The 21,276-nt window shown below is 37.8% G+C and carries 16 protein-coding genes; 12 read left to right on the top strand and 4 right to left on the bottom strand.

Translation table 11 applies throughout. The features are described from left to right. The first annotated feature begins 110 nt into the window (after positions 1–110). The 9 genes from R2Q77_RS12245 (at position 111) to R2Q77_RS12205 (ending at position 13,094) form a co-directional block, all read left to right on the top strand. On the top strand, positions 111–2,573 hold the full coding sequence (locus tag R2Q77_RS12245; RefSeq protein ID WP_316804009.1) for a glycoside hydrolase family 31 protein: 2,463 nt from the start codon (positions 111–113) through the stop codon (positions 2,571–2,573). A gap of 60 nt (positions 2,574–2,633) precedes the next feature. Further along, complete coding sequence (gene glgB / locus R2Q77_RS12240) at positions 2,634–4,598, top strand: 1,4-alpha-glucan branching protein GlgB (RefSeq protein ID WP_316804008.1); 1,965 nt, start codon at positions 2,634–2,636, stop codon at positions 4,596–4,598. A gap of 172 nt (positions 4,599–4,770) precedes the next feature. Continuing rightward, positions 4,771–5,079: a sigma factor gene (locus R2Q77_RS12235; RefSeq protein ID WP_316804007.1), complete on the top strand. Its 309-nt coding sequence runs from the start codon at positions 4,771–4,773 to the stop codon at positions 5,077–5,079. Between the two features lie 211 nt (positions 5,080–5,290). Beyond that, positions 5,291–6,175, top strand: a complete 885-nt coding sequence (locus tag R2Q77_RS12230) for a lysophospholipid acyltransferase family protein (protein ID WP_316804006.1) — start codon at positions 5,291–5,293, stop codon at positions 6,173–6,175. A 75-nt stretch (positions 6,176–6,250) separates the two neighbouring features. Continuing rightward, positions 6,251–6,829, top strand: coding sequence for an MliC family protein (locus tag R2Q77_RS12225; protein ID WP_316804005.1), 579 nt, complete (start codon positions 6,251–6,253; stop codon positions 6,827–6,829). A 669-nt stretch (positions 6,830–7,498) separates the two neighbouring features. Further along, positions 7,499–10,393 carry a hypothetical protein gene (locus R2Q77_RS12220; RefSeq protein ID WP_316804004.1) on the top strand — a complete coding sequence of 965 codons (2,895 nt, stop codon included), beginning with the start codon at positions 7,499–7,501 and terminating at the stop codon, positions 10,391–10,393. 28 nt (positions 10,394–10,421) lie between these two features. Then, the gene (locus R2Q77_RS12215) at positions 10,422–11,117 is read left to right on the top strand and encodes a hypothetical protein (RefSeq protein WP_316804003.1); all 696 of its coding nucleotides are present in this window, start codon (positions 10,422–10,424) and stop codon (positions 11,115–11,117) included. A 34-nt stretch (positions 11,118–11,151) separates the two neighbouring features. Then, positions 11,152–12,096, top strand: coding sequence for a gliding motility-associated C-terminal domain-containing protein (locus R2Q77_RS12210; RefSeq protein WP_316804002.1), 945 nt, complete (start codon positions 11,152–11,154; stop codon positions 12,094–12,096). Between the two features lie 17 nt (positions 12,097–12,113). Further along, positions 12,114–13,094, top strand: coding sequence for a type IX secretion system membrane protein PorP/SprF (locus R2Q77_RS12205; RefSeq protein WP_316804001.1), 981 nt, complete (start codon positions 12,114–12,116; stop codon positions 13,092–13,094). A gap of 700 nt (positions 13,095–13,794) precedes the next feature. Here R2Q77_RS12205 and gap read toward each other — a convergent pair. From gap to pfkA, 3 genes are read right to left on the bottom strand one after another with little or no spacing between them, the layout of a single operon-like run. Next, positions 13,795–14,796, bottom strand: a complete 1,002-nt coding sequence (gene gap / locus R2Q77_RS12200; protein ID WP_316804000.1) for a type I glyceraldehyde-3-phosphate dehydrogenase — start codon at positions 14,794–14,796, stop codon at positions 13,795–13,797. Positions 14,797–14,804: 8 nt separating this feature from the next. Next, a complete protein-coding gene (locus R2Q77_RS12195) occupies positions 14,805–15,647 on the bottom strand; it encodes a hypothetical protein (protein WP_316803999.1) in 843 nt (280 codons plus the stop codon). A 1-nt stretch (position 15,648) separates the two neighbouring features. Further along, complete coding sequence (gene pfkA / locus R2Q77_RS12190; protein WP_316803998.1) at positions 15,649–16,635, bottom strand: 6-phosphofructokinase; 987 nt, start codon at positions 16,633–16,635, stop codon at positions 15,649–15,651. Between the two features lie 111 nt (positions 16,636–16,746). On the opposite strand from pfkA, the gene R2Q77_RS12185 reads away from it, so the two are divergent. After that, positions 16,747–17,436 carry an NUDIX hydrolase gene (locus R2Q77_RS12185; protein ID WP_199157122.1) on the top strand — a complete coding sequence of 230 codons (690 nt, stop codon included), beginning with the start codon at positions 16,747–16,749 and terminating at the stop codon, positions 17,434–17,436. A 144-nt stretch (positions 17,437–17,580) separates the two neighbouring features. Here the strand turns inward: R2Q77_RS12185 and R2Q77_RS12180 are convergent, their stop codons facing one another. Continuing rightward, positions 17,581–18,441: an N-acetylglucosamine kinase gene (locus R2Q77_RS12180; RefSeq protein WP_316803997.1), complete on the bottom strand. Its 861-nt coding sequence runs from the start codon at positions 18,439–18,441 to the stop codon at positions 17,581–17,583. A 220-nt stretch (positions 18,442–18,661) separates the two neighbouring features. Here R2Q77_RS12180 and R2Q77_RS12175 point away from each other — a divergent pair, with 220 nt between their 5' ends. Beyond that, the gene (locus R2Q77_RS12175; RefSeq protein ID WP_316803996.1) at positions 18,662–19,684 is read left to right on the top strand and encodes a GntG family PLP-dependent aldolase; all 1,023 of its coding nucleotides are present in this window, start codon (positions 18,662–18,664) and stop codon (positions 19,682–19,684) included. Positions 19,685–19,763: 79 nt separating this feature from the next. Beyond that, positions 19,764–21,248 (top strand): acetyl-CoA carboxylase biotin carboxylase subunit, encoded by a 1,485-nt coding sequence (accC, locus tag R2Q77_RS12170; RefSeq protein ID WP_316803995.1) that lies wholly within the window; start codon positions 19,764–19,766, stop codon positions 21,246–21,248. The last annotated feature ends 28 nt before the right edge of the window (positions 21,249–21,276 follow it).

Genomic DNA, 21,276 nt, shown 5'->3' with positions numbered 1-21,276 from the left:
CTTTTTTTATGATTTACTAAGCTGCTTTTATAAAATATTTGTATTATAGTACTTTCTTAAGCACATCCCGGTTTGAGAGTAAGATGTTTTTAAATTTTTGAAAAAGTAGGATGGAATCGCAAAACGACAAACAAGACGAAATCAATGAGTTAATTGAGAAAGAGCAGGAAATACAGCACTTAAATAACCCGGTAGATATATCTGTAAAGCCAATTGTAAAACAATACCTTGGCGAAGTAAAGAAAGTAAAGAAGGAGGGAAATAGATTCTATTTTTCTGATGGAGATGCCCGCGTCGAAATCAGGGTGGTGAGTGATGATATTATCCGGGTTCGCCTTGCGCCACATGGTGTTTTTCTGGATGATTTTTCTTATGCCGTGCCGGAAGTAGATCAAAAGGTATCCTTGTTTAAAATGCAGGAACATGACGACAGTTATACCGTATCTACACACGCTGTAACCTGTAAAATTGAAAAAGCTAACTTTCATATTTCTTTCCATGATAATATTACCAATTTATTGATGGTTGATGAAGCCAATTCAATGCATTGGGAGGAAAATGTAGATTTTGGAGGTTATTATATTTTTGCAACGAAAAAATGCCATCCTGAAGAAAATTTCTTTGGCCTGGGCGATAAATCGGGCAACTTTAACCTGCGCGGCCGAAGGTTTGAAAACTGGAATACCGATGCTTATTCATTTGGCTGGAACCAGGACCCCTTGTACAGGACCATTCCATTTTACATGGGTATCCACAACCAGGCGGCTTATGGTATATTTTTCGATAATACTTTTAAATCTTACTTTGATTTTGGTGGGGAAGACGTAAATAAAACCAGTTTCTGGGCCGATGGTGGCGAGTTGCAGTATTATTATATTCATGGACCCCACATGATGGATGTGGTTAAAAGATATGCAAGTTTAACGGGTACACATCCAATGCCTCCAAAATGGACATTAGGCTATCAGCAATGCCGCTGGAGTTATTATCCTGAAACCAAGGTTAAAGAAATTGCAAAACAGTTTAGAGACCGTAAAATTCCATGTGACGCCATTTATTTAGATATAGATTACATGGACGGCTATCGTTGCTTTACCTGGAACAAAAAATATTTCCCCGATCCTAAAAGGATGATTAAAGAACTTTCAGATGATGGCTTTAAAACCGTTGTGATGATTGATCCGGGAATTAAGGTAGATGATGATTACTGGGTTTTTAAAGAAGGTAAAGAAAAAAGATTTTTCTGTCGCAGAAGCGATGATTATTATATGGAAGGGCATGTTTGGCCAGGCCGTTGCCAGTTTCCTGATTTTACAAATCCTAAAGTGCGTACCTGGTTTGGTAACTTGTACAAAGAGTTGGTCGAAATGGGAGTTGCAGGTTTTTGGAACGACATGAACGAGCCAGCAGTATTTGGATCCGGAACTTTTCCAAATGATGTACGCCACAATTATGATGGTTTCCGCGGTTCGCACCGTAAGGCACATAATGTATATGGCATGCAAATGGTTCGGTCTACCTACGAAGGCCTAAAAAAACTGATGCGAAATAAACGACCGTTTACCATTACCAGGGCCGGATATTCGGGCATGCAGCGTTATGCCAGTGTTTGGACAGGCGATAATATTGCCACCTGGGAGCATTTAAAAATTGGAAACATTCAATGCCAGCGCTTGTCGGTTTCGGGGGTGCCTTTTTGCGGTACCGATATTGGCGGCTTTAGTGGCGAACCGGATGGAGAATTATTCTCCCGCTGGATTCAGTTAGGAACTTTCTCACCCTTTATGCGTGCACACTCTGCCGGAGATACTGCAGAACGTGAACCATGGAGTTTTGGTGCTTTTTTTGAAGACATTAACCGCAAGTTTATCGAATTAAGGTATCGTTTAATGCCTTATTTATATTCCGTTTTTTGGGAGCATCACCGTTATGGTTTTCCAATATTAAGGCCGCTGGTTATGCTCGAGCAGGAAAATATTAGTAATCATTTCCGCCAGGACGAATTTACCTATGGTGATAAACTTTTAATTTGCCCGGTTTTAGAACAAGGTGCAATTTCAAGAGTCGTTTACCTGCCCAAAGGCAGCTGGTATAATTACTGGACCAACGAAGTGCTTGCCGGAGAAAGCGAGCATACGGTTGAGGCCAAAATAGACAGCATGCCTATTTTTGTAAGAGCAGGTTCGGTTATTCCCGAATACCCTGTAATGCAGTACGTAGATGAAAAAGCAATTTCTGAAGTAACTTTAAATATTTATTATAGTGATTACGAAGTAAATTCGTTTATGTACGAAGATCATGGGGATACTTTTGCCTATGAGCAGGATATTTATTTAGAAAAGAAGTTTACGGTAAAGGGCGATACTCAAAATCTAAAAATTACCCAATTAAGCGAAGGTTTATATACACCTAATTATGAGTTATATGCTTGTAAGTTAATGGGGGTTAAATTCCAGGTTAGAAAAGTTGTGGTTGATGATAAAGAAATCAAAGAATTCTACACTGACGATAAAAACTGTGTACAGTTTAAATGCAATAAAAACTTCTCCGAAATACAGATTTTCAGTCTGTAAATCTTTTAGCCCCAAATGCTGTTTAGTATTTGGGGTTTAAATTATCTAACCAAGAAAAATATGTCAGCAGTAAAAAAAGTTCCTGTAAAAAAAGCAGTCGTATCACAAATTGATCAAAGCCAGGCGGTTTGGGCTTACAGTTTACTTAGTGATTACGATATCGACTTATTTTTGGTAGGGAAACATTTTCGTTTATACGAAAAGATGGGCAGCCATATTTTAACTGTAGAAAATAAAAAAGGCACTTATTTTTCTGTTTGGGCACCCAACGCCATAAAAGTTACGGTAGTTGGAAATTTTAATGGCTGGAATCGTACAAGTCATATACTAAATAAACGTTGGGATGCATCTGGAATTTGGGAAGGGTTTATTCCCGATGTGGATAAAGGAGAGGTATATAAATATTTTATTAAAGGTTTCGATGAGTCAGAGCATGAGAAGGGAGATCCTTATGCTAAGAAATGGGAGCATCCTCCACAAACGGCATCAATAGTTTGGGATACCGATTATGACTGGAAGGATAAAAGCTGGCTTAAAAAACGACCCCGGTTAAATGCTTTAGATCAGCCAATTTCTGTTTACGAATTGCATTTAGGTTCATGGCAACGTGATCCTGAAAATCCTGAAAGAGTTTTAAACTGCAGGGAAATTGCTAAAACTTTAGTGCCTTACATCACTGAAATGGGTTTTACGCATGTAGAGCTTATGCCGGTTATGGAGTTTCCATATTTTCCTAGCTGGGGTTATCAAATCACAGGGTATTTCGGAGCCAGTTCCAGGTATGGCTCGCCCCAGGATTTAATGTTTTTAATAGATGAACTCCATAAAGCAAATATTGCCGTTATTTTAGATTGGGTACCGTCGCACTTTCCTGGCGACAGGCATGGATTGTATGAGTTTGATGGTACACATTTATATGAACACGCTGATATGCGCAAAGGCTTCCACCCCGATTGGAAATCTTATATTTTTAATTACGACCGTAACGAAGTCAGGTCCTTTTTAATCAGCAATGCACTCTTTTGGTTAGATCAGTACCATGCAGATGGATTAAGGGTAGATGCTGTTGCTTCTATGCTTTACTTTAATTTTTCGAGAGAAGAGGCCGATGCCGCAACAAATGAATACGGAGGAAGTGAAAACCTGGGCGCCATTCAATTTTTAAAAGATTTAAACGAAGCCGTTTATGGAAACTTTGAGGGCGTGCAAACCATTGCCGAAGAAAGCAGTACTTACCCTGGTGTAACCCACCCGGTTTACGCAGGTGGACTTGGTTTTGGAATGAAATGGATGATGGGCTGGATGAATGACACTTTGAAATACTTTAAAGTTGATCCGCTTGATAGAAAACACCATCAAAATCAGCTCAGTTTTAGCATGACTTATGCCTTTACAGAGAATTTTATGCTTCCATTTTCGCACGATGAGGTTGTACATGGAAAATCGCCGATGCTGTATAAAATGCCTGGAGATGAATGGCAGAAATTCGCTAACCTAAGAGCATTGTATGGGTATATGTTTACACATCCCGGGGCTAAACTTTTGTTTATGGGTAACGAATTTGGAGATACCAACGAATGGAATTTTACCCAGTCCTTAGATTGGCATTTGTTGCAATATGCACCCCATAAAGGTATGCAGGAAACAGTTAAAGCCCTGAATTTTTTATACCGTAAAGAACCTGCATTGTATCATTTTAATTTTAGCTACGAAGGTTTTGAATGGCTCGATGCCGACAACAGCAACGAATCTGTTTTTGTGTATATGCGTAAAGGACCGAAAGCAAAGGATACCTTGATTATCGCTTTAAATTTTACACCGGTTATTCGTGAAAATTATAGAATAGGCGTTCCGTTCCAAACTAAATGGAAAGAATTATTTAATAGCGATGCCACAGAATTTTATGGCAGCGGTAAATTAAATGCGGGCGATATTGTACCGGATAAAGAACCTTATAATAACCAGCAATTTTCGATTAAGGTAGATTTACCACCTTTAGCTGTAGTTGTCTTTAAAACAAAATAAAACATAACCCTGTAAAGCTTAGCCTTAAAGATTAGTAATTCTAATTTTAAGGCTATTTTTTTGTTGAACCAATTGTAATTCCTTTATTCTTTGTAGTTGTTTGATTGTTAGATAAATGTCAAACAATTATTGCTAAAATAGGGTTGAACGATATATAACGAAAATTGCTTGCATGGTTAAAATTTACACAAATCATAATGAACAGTCAAATTCAGGATTTTGGTTATCTGATGAAACACTCTTTTTTAACCAACTTAGGACCCATGATGCAAAAGCCTTTAAAAACTTATATCAACTTTATGCTGCGGCATTATACGGTTCTATCCTAAGAACGTTGCCAGATGCATTAAATGCAGAACATATTTTAGAACAGACTTTTTTCGAAGCCTGGAGCAACATCACCACTTTTGATGAGTCTAAAAGCAAAATTTTTACTTGGTTAAATAAAATCGCAAAAGCACAGTGCAGTAAATTTGCTTAAGCAACCAAACTTATTCAATCATTACGTAGGGGTAAAGTAAGGTCACCGTGTCTCATTTTTAAATGAAATGCTATGGTTTGTTCTGAAATATTTTTAATGTTAGGTTCTATTGGATTAGTTGTTCTAATCATCCTTTTTTTAGCCATTTATCCGGTTGTAAACAGCCTTCACGATACTGAAGAGGCAAAATATTAAATCCTTATTTATTATTATGCCTATCGCTAAATTCCCTGAGCGGATGCTCCGCTTTTTTGCATTCTGGACCATTTACACACTTCTGGTTTTAATAAGTTTGTTGCCCGTAAAATTTTTAAAAAACACACTGGGTAAAATTCTATATAAACTATGTTATTCTATTTTTCGATACCGTTATCCCGTAATTATCCAAAATTTATCGCGTTGTTTTCCTGAAAAATCTTACGAAGCCATTAAGCAAACCGCTTCTGCTTTTTATGTTCATCTATCTGTTTTTATCATAGAAACGGTCAAACTGTTTAGTGTTTCTAAAAAAGAGATGTTGAGAAATGTAGAAATAACCAACCCTGAAATTATAACCTATTATTACCAGCAGAAACGTGATGTTATTGTTATGCTTGGACATTATGGGAATTGGGAATACCTGAATATTTTGCCCGGAATGATCCCTTACGAAGTAAATGCAATTTATAAACCATTGACGAATAAAGTTATGGGAAAGTTGATTTATAAGTTAAGAACTAGGTTTGGCATGCAGATGCTTCCTGCCAGCCGTGCATTAAGAATCCTTTTAAGAAAAAACAATAAGCCCAGGTTAACTTTGTTTTTGGCAGATCAGTTTCCGGGAGCAGATGCAAAATGCATTTTGAATTTCATGAACCAACCCACAAACTTATTTACCGGTGCCGAAAAACTGGCTAAAGTAAGCAATTCTGTTGTTTTATATCTGGAGATCATTAATAAACATGGAAATGGCTATGAATTTAAGTTTTCATTAATTACCGATTGTACGGAACGAATGGGGGAAAATGAAATTACACAATCGTTTATTTGTAAACTTGAGGAGCGTATTTGTTCTGAACCTGCCCAATGGTTATGGTCGCACAGGCGCTGGAAATAAAAACTTAATATACAACCCGAATTTTTGGTCATGTTTTTGTTATTGAACAACCACATAAATTAATGAAAACTTATTATGGTAAAAAAAGTATATACAGCAGTAATTATGGCCGGTTTGTTTTTAACAGCTTGTAATGTCAACTCAAAAAAAGAAGAAACCAGTAGTACAGATAGTACTACTACCGTTACTAAAGAGGAAATTGTAGCCGATTCTTTGGTTAATGAAGATGGTTCTAAACTTGGTATGGTTTTCAACAACAGTAAAAATACCGCAACTTTGGTTTTAAGCGGGGAGAAAATAGAATTAACAGGACAAAAAGCTGCTTCGGGCATTTGGTACAAAAATGACCATTATGAATTGAGGGGAAAGGGACGGAATTTAGAATTGACTAAAGATGGTAAAGTCGTTTTTAGCCATAAAGATGATGTAGTAGAAAGTACAGTGATTGATAAAAATGGGAAAAAACTGCAAATGTCTTTCAATAATACGTTAAACAAGGCTACTTTTCTACTTGATGGAGAAACAATCGATTTAAAAGGAGATACAACCGGTTCGGGTATCCAATACCATAATCAAAATTATATTTATACGGAGCATCAGGGAAATATGGAACTAAAGAAAGACGGTAAAATCATATTTGAAATAAAAAAATAACCGTATTTTAAACTTTAATGAAATGAAGTTCGTGATGGCATACATGACGAACTTTTTTTGTTTTTAAGGTGCGTAATTTTCCCTATATTGCTTAGAAATTAACCAATTCTTATCCTTAAAACTGAAACCTTTAGTACAGGGATTTGAAGGTTAAAAACTGCCTTAAAACCCGTTTAAGGTAAAAGGATTTAGCAAAAAACAAATAATTCAGTTAAAAAATGATTTTATTTTTAATTGGAGTGTTAAAAAATAAAACAAGCCCAGATCGGGCGCCTGATTTTTGCCTTTTGAACTTTATTTTTTAGCTAAAGGGTTAGTTGTTAGGTGGTTTGAAAATAAGCTGTTTTTGGCTGCTTAAAAAAGCTAAAAACAATTATGCTTAATTGTTGTATAAGTAAAAATACAGAATTATTTTTTTGTGTAAATGTTTATTAAACAGCAAGTTATGTTGTTGTTAAATTTAATGTTCCGTGCATTTTTATTAATGGATTTTTGATTATTTTCGACTGAAAAATCCCCTGTTTTGACTGTTTTAAGCTAAATAACAACTACTAAATTTAATTTTTTTGATTGGTAATTTGTTGTGTTGGATTTGTACAATAAGCGTATTGCTTATGCATAAATTTTAAGCATAGAATCGCTCAATTTATGGGGTTTGATCAATTGCTTATGGTTAAAAATCTACTTAGCTTTCTATATAACGTACTACTGGTTTTAATATTGCTGTTTACAGTAAATATGGCCTTTGCGCGCGAGGTGGCTAAGACTGAAATTTCTTCTGGTTTAACAGCTGAAAACAGCTTTAGTTCTGGAGCCGATAAAAGCAAGCTTAGCCCTCCAAGCTATTCAAAACATTATATCGCGCCAGCTCCATGGCAATACTGGAGTAAGGCAAACGAACTTGTAATTACTTCAGATGCAGGAACGGTTACCGGAACCATATCTAAAAGTGATGGTACCTTATTGTTTAATTTTACCTGTGTTGAAGGTACTCCCTATGTTAAACGTTTTGATGGACTACCTAAAAATGCTTTAGCATATGCTTTAAACACCGTATTAAATGGAGCAGGTTTAATTGTTCAAGCAACAGGTTCTATTTCTGTAAACTTAAGAAACGTAGCTTCAGATAATTTAGGTAGCGATGGCAGCGACGACAATATTAAAGGAAATGCTTCTCTTTTTAGTTTTGGTGATGCGGCAATCGGAACCTCTTTTAGGGTAGGATATTACCGCGACGGAAACCTGGCGGGTAGCGCACATCTACCGATTTATAGCATTATGGCAGTGGAAAATAATACCATTGTTAAAATAGGAGGGGTGGCTACAGCTACCTTAAATGCGGGTCAGAGTTATTTGTTCCATGCACCCATTGGAACTTTAGTCGAATCTTCTGGCTCAGCAGTTATGAATACTTCTGCAGATTTAGATGCGCCTGGCGGATGCGGCGACGGGGCATACAATCCTATTCCTCCAATTGCTTCATTGGGTAAGGAATATGTGGTGGTAAGAGGAGAAGGTAATATAACTGCAGAGCAAACTACGGTGATTGCTACTGAAGCAAATACCAGTTTTACAGTGGTGAATTTTGATCAAAATGGTGTTCAGAAAGGTACAACTACTTATGTTTTAGCACAACCAGGAGATAAGCAAACCTTTAATCATGGGTATCTTAATGGAGCATACGACCCGGTAAATAATACCGGAAGATATTCTTCTACCTGGATTTTAGCGACAAAAAATATTGGAGTTTTCTCAGGTACAGCGGGTGCATCAGGTGGTGCCGGTTGCGAAGTGGATGTGGCTACGCTGGTTCCAATATCAAGTTGCTCGGGATCAAAGCGGGTAGAAACCTCAAAGTTTACGGCCTATGTGCCAACCACCAATCTGGATTACTTTGGTTACATCATTACCAGAAGTGCAGATCGCATTTTTCTGACGGCAAATGGTACACCTCCCTATCCAAACCGCGATATAGAAACCATAGCCGGTATTGGCACCCGTAAAAGTTTGGGCAGTACAGGCTTGTCCTTAGTTAGTTTTACAAATACAAATATTGGTTCGCCAAGTACAATTATTATAACCAGTTCAAGCAGGCTTACCGTTTCAATGGTACAGCAAAGTAATGCATTTTCCATGTCCAATTTTATTTCCCGGTTCCCGGAGAAAGCAGAACAACCCTTAACGAGTCAAACTGATTGTACGGCTGCAACATTAACCGCAACGGCGAATGCGGGGCCATACCAATGGTATTTAAACGGAATGCTTATAGATGGAGCCACTACCAACACCTATGTGGCTACTACTTCAGGGAACTATACGGTGGTAACCCAGCTGGATTGCGGGGTTAGTGCGCCATCATTGCCTGTTAGCATTTCACTGTGTAATATAGACCGGTCGATTATTAAAACAGTGGATATTGCTTATCCTGAGCTTAATACCAATGTGGTTTTCACTTTAAAGGCAGAGAATTTAGGTAATGGCAATGCTGTTGGAGTATCGGTTTCTGATAAACTTCCGGCAGGATATAGTTATGTTTCTCATGTGGCGCCAACAGGTACCACATACGATCCTGTTTCTGGTGTATGGGCCATTGGCGATATGGCTGGCGCGGCTTCTTCAACTTTAAAGATTACAGCTAAGGTTATTCAAACAGGTGTAAATGTAAATACAGCAAGCATAACAGGTTCTCAGCCAGACCAGGTAAGTAGCAACGACCAAAGTTCTGTGTCTACTACAACCGGATCGGGAGATCGCGTGGTTTGTGTAAATACTTTAATGAATCCTATTGTTTATGCTATTCAGCCTTCTACTACAAATGTTAAGGTAACCGGTTTGCCAGCGGGTATTACATGGAATTATGATACGGGTACTAAAAAATTAACCATTAGCGGAACACCCACAGCGCCCTCGGCAGAAATGACTTATACCGTTTCGGCTACCCAGGGTACAGCTTTAACTATTAATGGAAAAATAACGGTAAATGATAATGTAAGCACACCTGTTTTTAATACTGGGCTGGTCGATAAGCGTTGTATTGGTGCCGGAACAAATACTTATGTAGCAACGGCCAGCAATACCAGTGGAATTGTTTATTCGATAATGCCGCTTCGGGCTGGTGTAATTAATGCTTCAACCGGTGTGGTTAACTGGTCTGCAACTTTTTCTGGTACTGCTACCATAACAGCAACGGCTACTGGGTGTACAGAGAAAAAGCAGGATTTTGTAGTGCTTGTAAGTGGTTTGCCAAGCTTAACTCTTGGTGCCGATCCGGAAGTTTGTGCAGGTTCGGCAAGCTCGGCACTTACTTATGCCGATGCAGTTAATAATCCTTCAACTTACAGCATTACCTGGCTTAATGGTGGCTTTGATTCTATTCTTGATCAGCCTTTGCCAGCTGGAACTATTCCGTTTAATATTCCCGAAAATGCCGTGGCCGGCACTTATAATGGTGTTTTAACTATTAAAAATACTGCAGGCTGCAGTAATCAAATCAATTTTAGCGTAAAAATTACTCCAAAACCACCGGCGCCACATGTGCTGGTGCATCCAACTTCACAATATTAAAAAATTAAATAAACTAAAAATTATCCCCATGAACAGTACAATTTCAAAAACAATTTTAGCGGTAGCTTTCTTGCTTATCTGCAACATTTATCGCGTTTCGGCTCAAGCTGCGCCAACACCTACAACAACCGGTGTGAATTTATTTTGCCAGGGTTCAGAACTTACTTTACCAGCGCCCGCCGGGGGTGAAGACTGGATTGTAAAGTATAGTCCTACACAAACAACTACGCCTACAACAGGTATCACCTTGGCTGCGGGCAATAAAATTTCATCAACCGATTTAAAAACGGGCTATTATTATTTAAGTTCTAAATCAACTGCGGTCGGAGCCTGTGAATCATCTATGCAGGAAATTCCGGTTTATGTGCTTAAACCACTGGTTCCTGCTTTTACACCTGCAGGTTTCTGTGTTGAAACGCCTTTGCCGCAAGTGGGTACAGTTACCAATCCTGAAGACCCAGCCATTACAACACTTGCTTATCAATGGTATACAGTTTCGGGTACTACTGAAACTATAATTGCAGGTGCAACCAGCCTAAGTTATACGCCAGCTTCGCCAAGTGTAGGTACAACAACCTATCGTTTAAAAGTTGGCTACGTAATTAATGGCAATAAATATTGCCCTCAAATAGTAGATCACGATGTGGTAATCACCGCTAAACCAGGCAAACCAACCATTACTGTTGGCACGGCTAACGGAACTGCTGCGGCTGTTACTTTTTAAAATAGGTTTAGGTTTTATTAAGGTAAATCTATAAATGAGGCAAAGGCTTTGTTCCTTCCTGTTTTTGGTGTTCCTGTTGTTTTTTGCAACGGCTGGATTTAGCCAAACAGTGCCCAATGAGCGGCAAACCGTCACGATCAGAAAAGGATCGTCGGCAGTTTTGCGTGCAAATTCGGCAGGGGCAAGCTCGTACCTATGGTTTAAGGATGGTGTTTTAATAAAAGGGCAAAATAAACTGATGCTCATTACGGCAACGGCGGGCATTTATAAGGTGGTAGGTCTTAATAGTTTTGGATGTTCTTCTGATGCTTCCGACGAAATTAAACTGGTCATTTTGCCTGAAATTTCTGCTGATGTATCCATAACCAAACGATCGGAAACCAGGACAGTATTAAGTAACCAGGTTTTTGATTATTATCTGAATGTTAGAAATAACGGTATAGATGATGCCAATCAGATTAATGTGAAAGATGTACTACCGGATAATTTAGATTTTGAAAGCCTTGGGGAGCCAACAGATGGTACTGCCGTTTTCAATACGGCTACCAGAACAATTAATTGGAACATTGCCTTTTTAGCCAATCAGAAATTTGCCGAACTGGTTATAAAAGTGCGCTCTAAATTGCCCGGAACGGTGAGCAATACCGCCACAGTAACAGCTAATGAGCACGATCCAAACTTATCCAACAACACTTCAACCGACAATAAAGAGATCTCGGGTTTACGAATACCAAATGTATTTACGCCTAATGGGGATGGCAAAAACGACAGTTTTTATATCGAAAACCTGAGCTCTTTTGAATCAAATGAAGTAACTGTAATTAACCGTTGGGGTAGCACCGTTTTTCAATCTAAAAGCTACCTCAATGATTGGACGGCTTCCGGATTAAGTGATGGAACTTATTTCTATATCGTGAAAGTTAAGAACGGAACATCGGCCTGGCTGGAGTATAAAGGCTATGTAACAGTTATCAGGTAAAAAAAAACAAAATGGGCATGAAGATTTTGAAAAGGATATTTTTTGTTTTAATGATGGTTATAACATCAACTAAACTTTTTGCACAGCAGAATGCGCAATTCGGGCAGTATGTTTTTAATGGAATGTATATTAATCCGGCTTATACCGGTTATAAGGAAGAATTGTATGTGCAGGCATTTGCCCGGGCACAGTGGACTGGTGTTAGGGGAGCGCCACAAACTTTGTCAATATCGGCAGATGAAGCCATAAATAACGAAAGCCTCGGCATAGGACTGATTGTAACTAAAGATAAAATTGGTGCGCAGAGTTCTTTAAATGCTTCTGCAAATTTGGCTTATAGGATTAAACTCGACCGTACTGAAACCAATGTTCTGGCTTTTGGCTTAGGTGTTGGTGTAATGCAAACTTCCTTAAATGGAAATTTGCTTGATCCGATTGAACAAGGCGACAATCGCATTCCGGCTGGTTTTGTAAGCCAGATTATGCCCGATGTCAGGGCGGGGATCCATTATTCAAATGAAAAATTCTACATTGGTTTTTCAGCAGATAATCTTTTGTCTAAAGCCCTGTCTGTATTTAAGGATTATGAATCGCTTAATGTTAAAGTAGAGCCGCATTTTTATTTAAGCGCAGGCATGGCTTTTCCATTAAATGATGATTTCGTTTTTAAGCCTACCTTTTTAATCAAAGATGATCTGCATGGCCCAACTTCTTTGGATTTAAATGCTTTTTTATTAGTAAAGGAACGCTTTTGGATTGGTGCCGTGTACCGTACATCGGTTAAGGTATATCCTAAAGCAAACCTGCAGAGTGATTTGACCAATAAGGCTGCGGTTGGTTTTATCAGCGAGTTATTTGTGCGGTCAAACCTAAGGCTTGGCTATGGCTACGATTACAGCTTGAATAAGTTGAGTAATTATGATTACGGTTCGCACGAAATTTCTGTAGGTTATTACATCGTTACGAAGAAGAGCAGAAGGCCGAAGTGTTATTTTTAACAACAGTTTGTTTCTTTGACCAAGCTTAATAGAATGAATTTGACCAAAACCATATTGAAACAAGTATAGATATTTCAGGAAACAATGCATCTTGATACTTGCTATAAATAACCCTTAAATAAGAAAAGAGATACTCCATCCAGACGTATCTCTTTTTTCTAACCAAATATAAACCTGTTATGAGCCAGGCTTTGTCTTAAATTTCTATCCAAAACTTGCGTTCTGTAAGAAATGATTTATCTTTTTTAATCTTGAATAAACAATCTCGCTGTTTATTACTCTACAAATATAGGAAAAAAAATGATAGTGTAAAAAATACACTAAGAAAATTTTACGTATTTTTTTTGTCATTTTTTAATTGCAAAACTTTTTTAGAAGTATTTGGTGTTTAAAAACAACTGTAATGCAAATATAGTATAAAAAATAGTGCCAGAATTGTTAAATATTGTCAAATAATTAACTTTTATATTCAAATTGTCTCAATTTTAATTTAATGTTATCTGTTTATTAATTTTTTCTGCTAAAAGTCATTAATTTTTATTTTTATTCTGTCATTTTGTATTTTTTTAAAAGCTAAATGCCTTTTCGTAAAGAATTTTACTGTAAGAATTTTCTTAAAATTGGATTTATGAAAAAAAGGCATCATTATTTTAGTAATGATGCCTTTAAAAACTATAAAAATGCTTATTCAGCTATTTTACTATTTTAAGTTACTGTAGTATTCTACAAATTTAGCAAGTGCAGAAGAATATCCCCACTCATTATCGTACCATGATACCACTTTAACGAAGTTATCGTTTAATGAGATGCCCGCTTTAGCATCAAAAATAGAAGCGTGATCGTCGCCAATAAAGTCAGAAGAAACAACTTCGTCTTCAGTATAAGCCAATACGCCTTTCAATTCACCTTCAGAAGCTGCTTTCATAGCCGCTTTAATTTGCTCGTAAGTAGCTGGTTTTTCTAAACGTACGGTTAAATCAACTACAGATACATCTGCAACAGGAACGCGGAAAGACATACCTGTTAATTTTCCTTTTAATTCAGGAAGAACCATACCTACAGCTTTGGCAGCGCCGGTAGAAGAAGGGATGATGTTAGAGAAACCACCGCGGCCACCTCTCCAATCTTTAGCAGATGGACCATCAACTGTTTTTTGAGTTGCGGTTACAGCGTGGATTGTGCTCATTAAACCTTCTACAATACCGAAGTTATCGTTTAGAACTTTAGCGATAGGAGCCAAACAGTTTGTAGTACATGATGCATTAGAAACGATTGTTTGATCTGCCGTTAATTTATCATGGTTAACACCCATTACGTAAGTAGGAATGTCGCTATCTTTAGCAGGCGCAGAGAAAACTACTTTTTTAGCACCGGCAGCGATGTGTTTTTCTGCATCAGCACGTGTTAAAAATAAACCAGTAGATTCAATTACTACTTCAACACCAACAGCATCCCATTTCAAGTCAGCAGGATTTCTTTCTGCAGTAACACGAATAGTTTTGCCATTAACAACTAAATTACCATTAACAACTTCAATTGTACCATCAAACTTGCCGTGGGTAGTATCATATTTTAACATATAAGCCATGTAATCTGGCTCAATTAAGTCATTTATAGCTACGATGTCTAATCCTCTTTTTAATGCAGCTCTGAAAACCAGTCTGCCGATACGGCCAAAGCCGTTTATTCCAATTTTGCTCATTGTTTTTGTTAATTAGTGTAATGTTTTAATAAATTTAGTATTGGTTCTTTTATAATTGTTTTAATCTCCAGGTTGTGCCTGGCCGCGGTAAGTTTTAGTCTGCCTTCCAATTCTGCAGCTACTTTACCAACAAAATGTAAATCCTGGTGACCATATTTTTCTATTGTAGGTAAAATATAAATCTGGAAATATTTTTCAAATCCCTCATCAATCATCTTGGTGAGGTAAGGATGTTCTATGTTTTGTGTAAAAAAATCAAAAAAGGAAGTCAGAAATATATTCGCCTGTGGCTTATTGTAAATCCTTTCTAATATTTGAGGGCGGTCCAGGTTATAAGTTCTGGTAAATTTGGCATCAAGATCTGGCGGTAATTTTTTGCTCAGAAAATTTTTCAGCAGTGTTTTACCTAAATAATTTGCTGATCCTTCATCGCCTAAAATGTAACCTAAACCAAAGTTATTGGCTGCTGGTTTTTTACCATCGAAATAAGCGCAGTGTGCGCCACTCCCTAATGTACCCACTATGCCTGGTTTATTGTAGCAGGCGGCTTTTGCCGCACCAAATAAATCATCTTCTACAACAACTTTGCTGTACCTGAAAAATGAAGATAAAGTATCGGCCAATTCTTTTTTACGTTCAGGAGATGAAGCTCCGGCAGCAAAAAAATAAATCTTTTTAATACTTTCTGCATTGTTTACCAAAACCACTTTCTTGTTTAAAATCTGAAGAATGGTTTTAGAATCTACAAAACATGGATTAATGCCAGTTGTATTGCAATGCCCAACCACTTGTCCATTTTGGGTCAGTTTCCAAAATGCAGTTCTCGATCCGCTATAAACAACCGCTACCATATTATATAGAAAGTACTTCTGTCATTTCCATCAAATCGGGTTCCAGCTTAAAGGTATGTGCAGTTAAGGCATCTTTAATGCTGGTTAACTTTATTTCGTTACCATGCAGGCCAACCATTTTTTCGGTTTCTCCGGCAATTAATGCATTTACAGCGGCATAGCCCAAACGACTGCCTAAAATACGATCGAAACTGCTCGGGCTTCCACCTCTTTGTAAATGGCCTAAAATGGTTACTTTGGTGTCATAATGGTCAAAAGTTTCTTTAACCTTCTTCGCAATATCGTAAGCACCGCCTTGTTTATGTCCTTCGGCTACAATAACAATACTTGATGTTTTTTTTGTCGAAGCACCTAATGCCAGCTTGCTAATCAACTCATCAATGCTGGTTGCGCGTTCAGGTAATAATACCGCTTCGGCCCCGCTGGCTATAGAGCTTCTCAAGGCAATACAACCAGAATCTCTGCCCATCACTTCTATAAAAAATAATCTGTCATGTGCATCAGCCGTATCCCTGATTTTGTCAATGGCTTCTATAACCGTATTAATAGCTGTATCGTATCCCAATGTGAAATCCGATCCGCTTAAATCATTATCAATTGTGCCTGGTATACCAATTACTTTGACGCCAAATCTTTCCGAAAAAAGTTTTGCGCCTGTAAAAGTGCCATCACCACCAATAACAACTAATCCATCAATGTCGTTCTTTTTTAAATTATTGTAGGCAATCTCCATGCCCTCAGGAGTTTTGAATTCTAAACAGCGTGCAGTTTTTAACACGGTTCCGCCCAAATGTAAAATGTTGCTTACAGAACGGGCGTCCATTGGTTTTATATTATCGCTGATTAGACCCTGGTAACCTTGCATTACTCCGAACATATTTAGTCCATGGTAAATGCCCGTCCGAATTACTGCTCTAATCGCAGCGTTCATTCCCGGGGCATCTCCGCCAGAAGTAAGTACAGCTATGTTTTTAATATTTGGCTTCATCTTTATAATACGAATATAGTGTGTAATTTTTACACTAAGTAATTTTTTTTATTTTTTTTACTTAATATTGAAAGTACTACCTTTATCTGCTTAAAATAACGAAATTTTACCTTGGAACAAATTTTACCACATTTAGATTCTGTATTCTCCATAGATTGCGTGTTGTTCGGATTTGATGGGAAAGAATTAAAAATCTTACTTATCGAAAGGAATGAAGAACCTTTTAAAGATTGGTGGGCTTTGCCCGGCAATATAGTTGGTCATGATGAAAGTTTGGACCAATCTGCATCGAGAATTTTGTATGAACTTACTGGTTTGCGCGGAATATACATGGAGCAATATTACGCTTTTGGCGATCCGCACAGGCACCCGCAGGGCAGGGTAATTACTTTAGCATATTATGCTTTAATTCGTTTGGGTGGTGATAAAGAACTTCGCCCGATTAGTAATTATGCAAAACAGGCCAACTGGTTGCCGATTTCTGATTTGCCTAAACTGGCTTTTGATCACCAAAAGATTTATGATAAAGGTTTAGAAAAAATAAAAAGAAGAATTAAGCACCAACCCATTGCTTTTGAATTGCTGCCAGAAAAATTTACACTAACACAGTTGCAACATGTTTATGAACTTGTTTTGGGTAAAAAATTGGATAAGCGTAATTTCAGGAAAAAGATTACCAGTTTTGGTGTTTTAAAAGAGCTTGATGAAAAACAAAAAGGTGTTTCTTACCGTGCCGCCACATTATACCGGTTTGATAAACGCAAATACGCTAAGCTTTTTGGTAAAGAAATATCTTTTTAAGACTAAAGACCAAAGCGGAAAGACTAAAGCGACTGCTACAGTTATAAAAGAAAAACCCCGGTTTGAAATTTCAAACCGGGGTTTTTTATGCGTTTTATTTTGTTACCGTGATCAGACTCCTGACTTAGGACTCTCAACTCGGCACTACGCTTTCGGAGCCAATTCTAAATGGTAGTGTACCAGGTCATCTATAGGTGAGCGGATAATTTTTCCAACGCCCATTTCGTAACGGTCTGCAACAATACTTAAAATATCACGGAAACTATAACCTACAGAACCTACGCAGTTCAGTTTATGATCTTTGTAATTTGGATAGTGGATAACCAGGTTTTCGAAAAATGCGGTAAATGCATAATCAATGGTACTGAAGGTATAATCTTCGTAACTTTCTTTAAAATCGTATAAAAACTTACTAAAGCTTGCACAAAAACGGTTTGGCAGTGGTTTGTTATAAATATTGTCAAAAATATCTTCGTTGGTTAAAGCATAGTTGTCGTAAAAAGCCTCACGTAAACCTTTAGGCATATAACCTTTCATGTAATCGCTCAAAATGCGCTTACCAATATAAGAACCACTTCCTTCGTCGCCTAAAAAGTAACCTAAAGAATCGATGTTCATGGTAATGTCAGTTCCATCATATAAACATGAATTGGTTCCTGTACCTAATATTCCGGCAAAACCTGGCTCGTTACCAAGTAAAGCCCTGCAAGAGGCAAGCAAATCGTGACCAACAAAAACACTGGCATTTGTAAAAATTTGTTTAATAGCATCAGCTACAATTTTTACGTTAGCAGGAGTAGAGCAACCGGCACCATAATAATAAACACCCGTTAATTTCTCTCTTTCCAAGTGGTCTGGTAGAGTCTCATTTAATGATTTTACAATGTACTCCGTTTTTGAGAAATAGGGATTGTAACCTTCTGTATTAAAATAAATTTTTCTGCCGGCCTCGTTAATCAAGCACCAATTTGTTTTGGTTGATCCGCCGTCTGCAATTACTATCATTTTATTTATTTTTGGTTTTAGCACGATAAAAGTATAAAAACTCTTATATTTTGTATCTTTTTTTTTAATAATTTTTTAACAATTTGTTGTTGTTGAAAATTAAGTGTGTAAAAAATACACTATATAGGGCGTTTAAATGCCCAAAAACCTTAAAATTATACCAGAAAAGGCATTGGTCTTTTTTTTGAACATCAAAAACTTTTTACAATTCATACAAAAAATGAAGAACGATTTTTTAGATTTTAGAAGCGATACGGTAACTAAACCAACAGCCGGAATGATGGATGCCATGATGCATGCAAAAGTTGGTGATGACGTTTTTGGAGAGGATGAAACGGTACATGAACTCGAAACAAAACTGGCTGCAAAATTCAATATGGAAGCTGGTTTGTTTTGTCCTTCGGGTACCATGACCAATCAAATTGCGATTAAATGTTTTACGCAGCCTATGGATGAGGTTATCTGCGATCAGACTGCGCATGTTTACCGTTACGAAATTGGCGGAATTGCTTTTCATTCGGCAGCCTCTGTTAGGTTGTTATATGGTGAGCGCGGTATTTTAACCCCCGAACTTATTGAACCCGAAATTAACGAAGACAATATTCATTATCCAAATTCGAGTTTGGTTGTACTCGAAAATACAGTAAACAAAGGTGGTGGTAGCTGCTATACTTTAAATCAAATTGCCTCAATTCATCATTTGTGTAACATAAAAGGACTCAAATTGCATTTAGATGGGGCAAGGATTTTTAATGCGCTTGCTAAAACAGGAGATAAGGCACACGATTACGGACAATATTTTGATGGCATTTCGGTGTGTTTATCAAAAGGGTTGGGTGCTCCGGTAGGTTCGGTGTTATTAGGAAGTAAAGAAACCATTAAGAAAGCGACTAAAATAAGGAAAGCATTTGGTGGAGGCATGCGTCAGGCAGGTTTTTTGGCTGCAGCTGGAATTTACGCACTGGATAATCATGTAGAACGATTAAAAGAAGATCATCAGCATGCACAAGTTTTGGCAGACGCCCTACTTAAAACCAGTTACGTGAAATCGGTAATGCCTGTTGAAACCAATATTGTTATTTTTGAAGTAGCCAATGGTACGGCATCAAAAATTGTTCAGCAATTTATGGATAAAGGTTTACGCTGTAATACCACCAGCGCCAGCACCATTCGTTTGGTTACGCATTTGGATATTAGTGCAGAAATGATTGACCAGGCTATTAATATCATAACACATGCTTAATTAAGAGCGTAAGTTCGAATAAACAATCTTCTTTTTGATTTTTTCATTAAGTTATCTACATTGTACCTGTTAATTAATTATGAGAAAAATTCTGATTGCCAATCGCGGAGAAATTGCCTTACGCATTATGCGCTCGGCCCGCGAAATGAATATAAAAACAGTTGCTGTATTTTCTGAAGCCGATCGTAATGCCCTGCATGTACGTTATGCAGATGAAGCGATTTGCATTGGACCGGCACCGTCCAATCAATCTTATTTACTTGGCGAAAAGATTATTGAAGCCTGCCAACAAACGGGCGCAGAAGCCATACACCCGGGCTACGGATTTTTATCTGAAAATGCAGGTTTTGCTAAAATGGTGGCAGATGCCGGACTGATTTTAATTGGCCCTTCGCCCCAGGCGATGGAAATTATGGGTAATAAACTTTCGGCGAAAGCAGCGGCTTTAAAGTACAATATTCCAATGGTTCCGGGTACCGAAGAAGCCATTACCAATGTAAACGAAGCCAAGGAGAGAGCAGTTGAGGTGGGTTTTCCTATTTTAATAAAAGCGGCCGCAGGTGGTGGTGGTAAGGGTATGCGCATTGTTGAAAAAGTGGAGGATTTTGAAGAACAAATGCAACTGGCCGTTAGTGAAGCAACTTCTGCTTTTGGCGATGGTTCTGTGTTTATCGAACGGTATGTTACTTCACCCCGCCACATCGAAATTCAGGTTTTAGGAGATAATCATGGTAACATTGTGCATCTTTTTGAAAGAGAATGCTCTGTTCAGCGCCGGCATCAAAAGGTTATTGAAGAAGCTCCATCATCGGTACTTACAGAAAAAATCAGGCAGGAAATGGGTAAGTGTGCAGTAGATGTTGCCCGATCTGTAAATTATACCGGAGCAGGAACGGTGGAGTTTATCCTGGATGAAAACCTGGATTTTTTCTTTTTGGAAATGAACACGCGCTTGCAGGTAGAACATCCGGTTACCGAATTAATAACAGGTATAGACCTGGTAAAAGAACAGATTAAAATTGCCTCGGGCGAACCGCTAAGTTTTAGCCAGGAAGATCTGAAAATAAACGGACATGCTATTGAACTAAGGGTTTATGCTGAAGATCCGAATAATAACTTCCTGCCGGATATAGGTACTTTGCAAACCTATAAAACCCCCAAAGGAAACGGTGTAAGGGTAGATGATGGTTTTGAGCAGGGCATGGAAATTCCGATTTACTACGATCCGATGATTGCAAAATTGATCACTTTTGGCAAAGATAGGGAAGAGGCAATTGAGCGTATGGTGCGGGCAATTGAAGAATATGAGATTACCGGGATAGAAACTACTTTAGGTTTTGGTACTTTTGTAATGCAGCACGACGCATTTAAAACAGGCCGGTTTGATACTCATTTTGTAAGTAAGTATTTCAACGCAGGGAGTTTAAAAGCTGAAGATGAAACCGAAGCTTTAATTGCGGCGGTAATTGCCGCAAAATTATTTCAGAAAGACGATGGCCTGAAAGTTAATAATCAGGTGGTTAAAAACTCATCAGACTGGAGAAAAAATAGATTAAAGTACTAATAACCATTACGTCATTGCAGGAAGGCTT

The sequence above is a fragment of the Pedobacter nototheniae genome, from assembly GCF_032678625.1.
Taxonomy (GTDB): domain Bacteria; phylum Bacteroidota; class Bacteroidia; order Sphingobacteriales; family Sphingobacteriaceae; genus Pedobacter; species Pedobacter nototheniae_A.
The sequence above is the reverse complement of the archived record's forward strand: the minus strand, read 5'-3'. Positions and strand labels throughout refer to the sequence as shown.

Bases quoted from the DNA above. Each gene is read 5' to 3' on its own strand.
- R2Q77_RS12245 (WP_316804009.1), top strand. From the start codon at position 111: ATGGAATCGCAAAACGACAAACAAGACGAAATCAATGAGTTAATTGAG.
- glgB (WP_316804008.1), top strand. From the start codon at position 2,634: ATGTCAGCAGTAAAAAAAGTTCCTGTAAAAAAAGCAGTCGTATCACAA.
- R2Q77_RS12235 (WP_316804007.1), top strand. From the start codon at position 4,771: ATGGTTAAAATTTACACAAATCATAATGAACAGTCAAATTCAGGATTT.
- R2Q77_RS12230 (WP_316804006.1), top strand. From the start codon at position 5,291: ATGCCTATCGCTAAATTCCCTGAGCGGATGCTCCGCTTTTTTGCATTC.
- R2Q77_RS12225 (WP_316804005.1), top strand. From the start codon at position 6,251: ATGGTAAAAAAAGTATATACAGCAGTAATTATGGCCGGTTTGTTTTTA.
- R2Q77_RS12220 (WP_316804004.1), top strand. From the start codon at position 7,499: ATGGTTAAAAATCTACTTAGCTTTCTATATAACGTACTACTGGTTTTA.
- R2Q77_RS12215 (WP_316804003.1), top strand. From the start codon at position 10,422: ATGAACAGTACAATTTCAAAAACAATTTTAGCGGTAGCTTTCTTGCTT.
- R2Q77_RS12210 (WP_316804002.1), top strand. From the start codon at position 11,152: ATGAGGCAAAGGCTTTGTTCCTTCCTGTTTTTGGTGTTCCTGTTGTTT.
- R2Q77_RS12205 (WP_316804001.1), top strand. From the start codon at position 12,114: ATGAAGATTTTGAAAAGGATATTTTTTGTTTTAATGATGGTTATAACA.
- gap (WP_316804000.1), bottom strand. From the start codon at position 14,796: ATGAGCAAAATTGGAATAAACGGCTTTGGCCGTATCGGCAGACTGGTT.
- R2Q77_RS12195 (WP_316803999.1), bottom strand. From the start codon at position 15,647: ATGGTAGCGGTTGTTTATAGCGGATCGAGAACTGCATTTTGGAAACTG.
- pfkA (WP_316803998.1), bottom strand. From the start codon at position 16,635: ATGAAGCCAAATATTAAAAACATAGCTGTACTTACTTCTGGCGGAGAT.
- R2Q77_RS12180 (WP_316803997.1), bottom strand. From the start codon at position 18,441: ATGATAGTAATTGCAGACGGCGGATCAACCAAAACAAATTGGTGCTTG.
- R2Q77_RS12175 (WP_316803996.1), top strand. From the start codon at position 18,662: ATGAAGAACGATTTTTTAGATTTTAGAAGCGATACGGTAACTAAACCA.
- accC (WP_316803995.1), top strand. From the start codon at position 19,764: ATGAGAAAAATTCTGATTGCCAATCGCGGAGAAATTGCCTTACGCATT.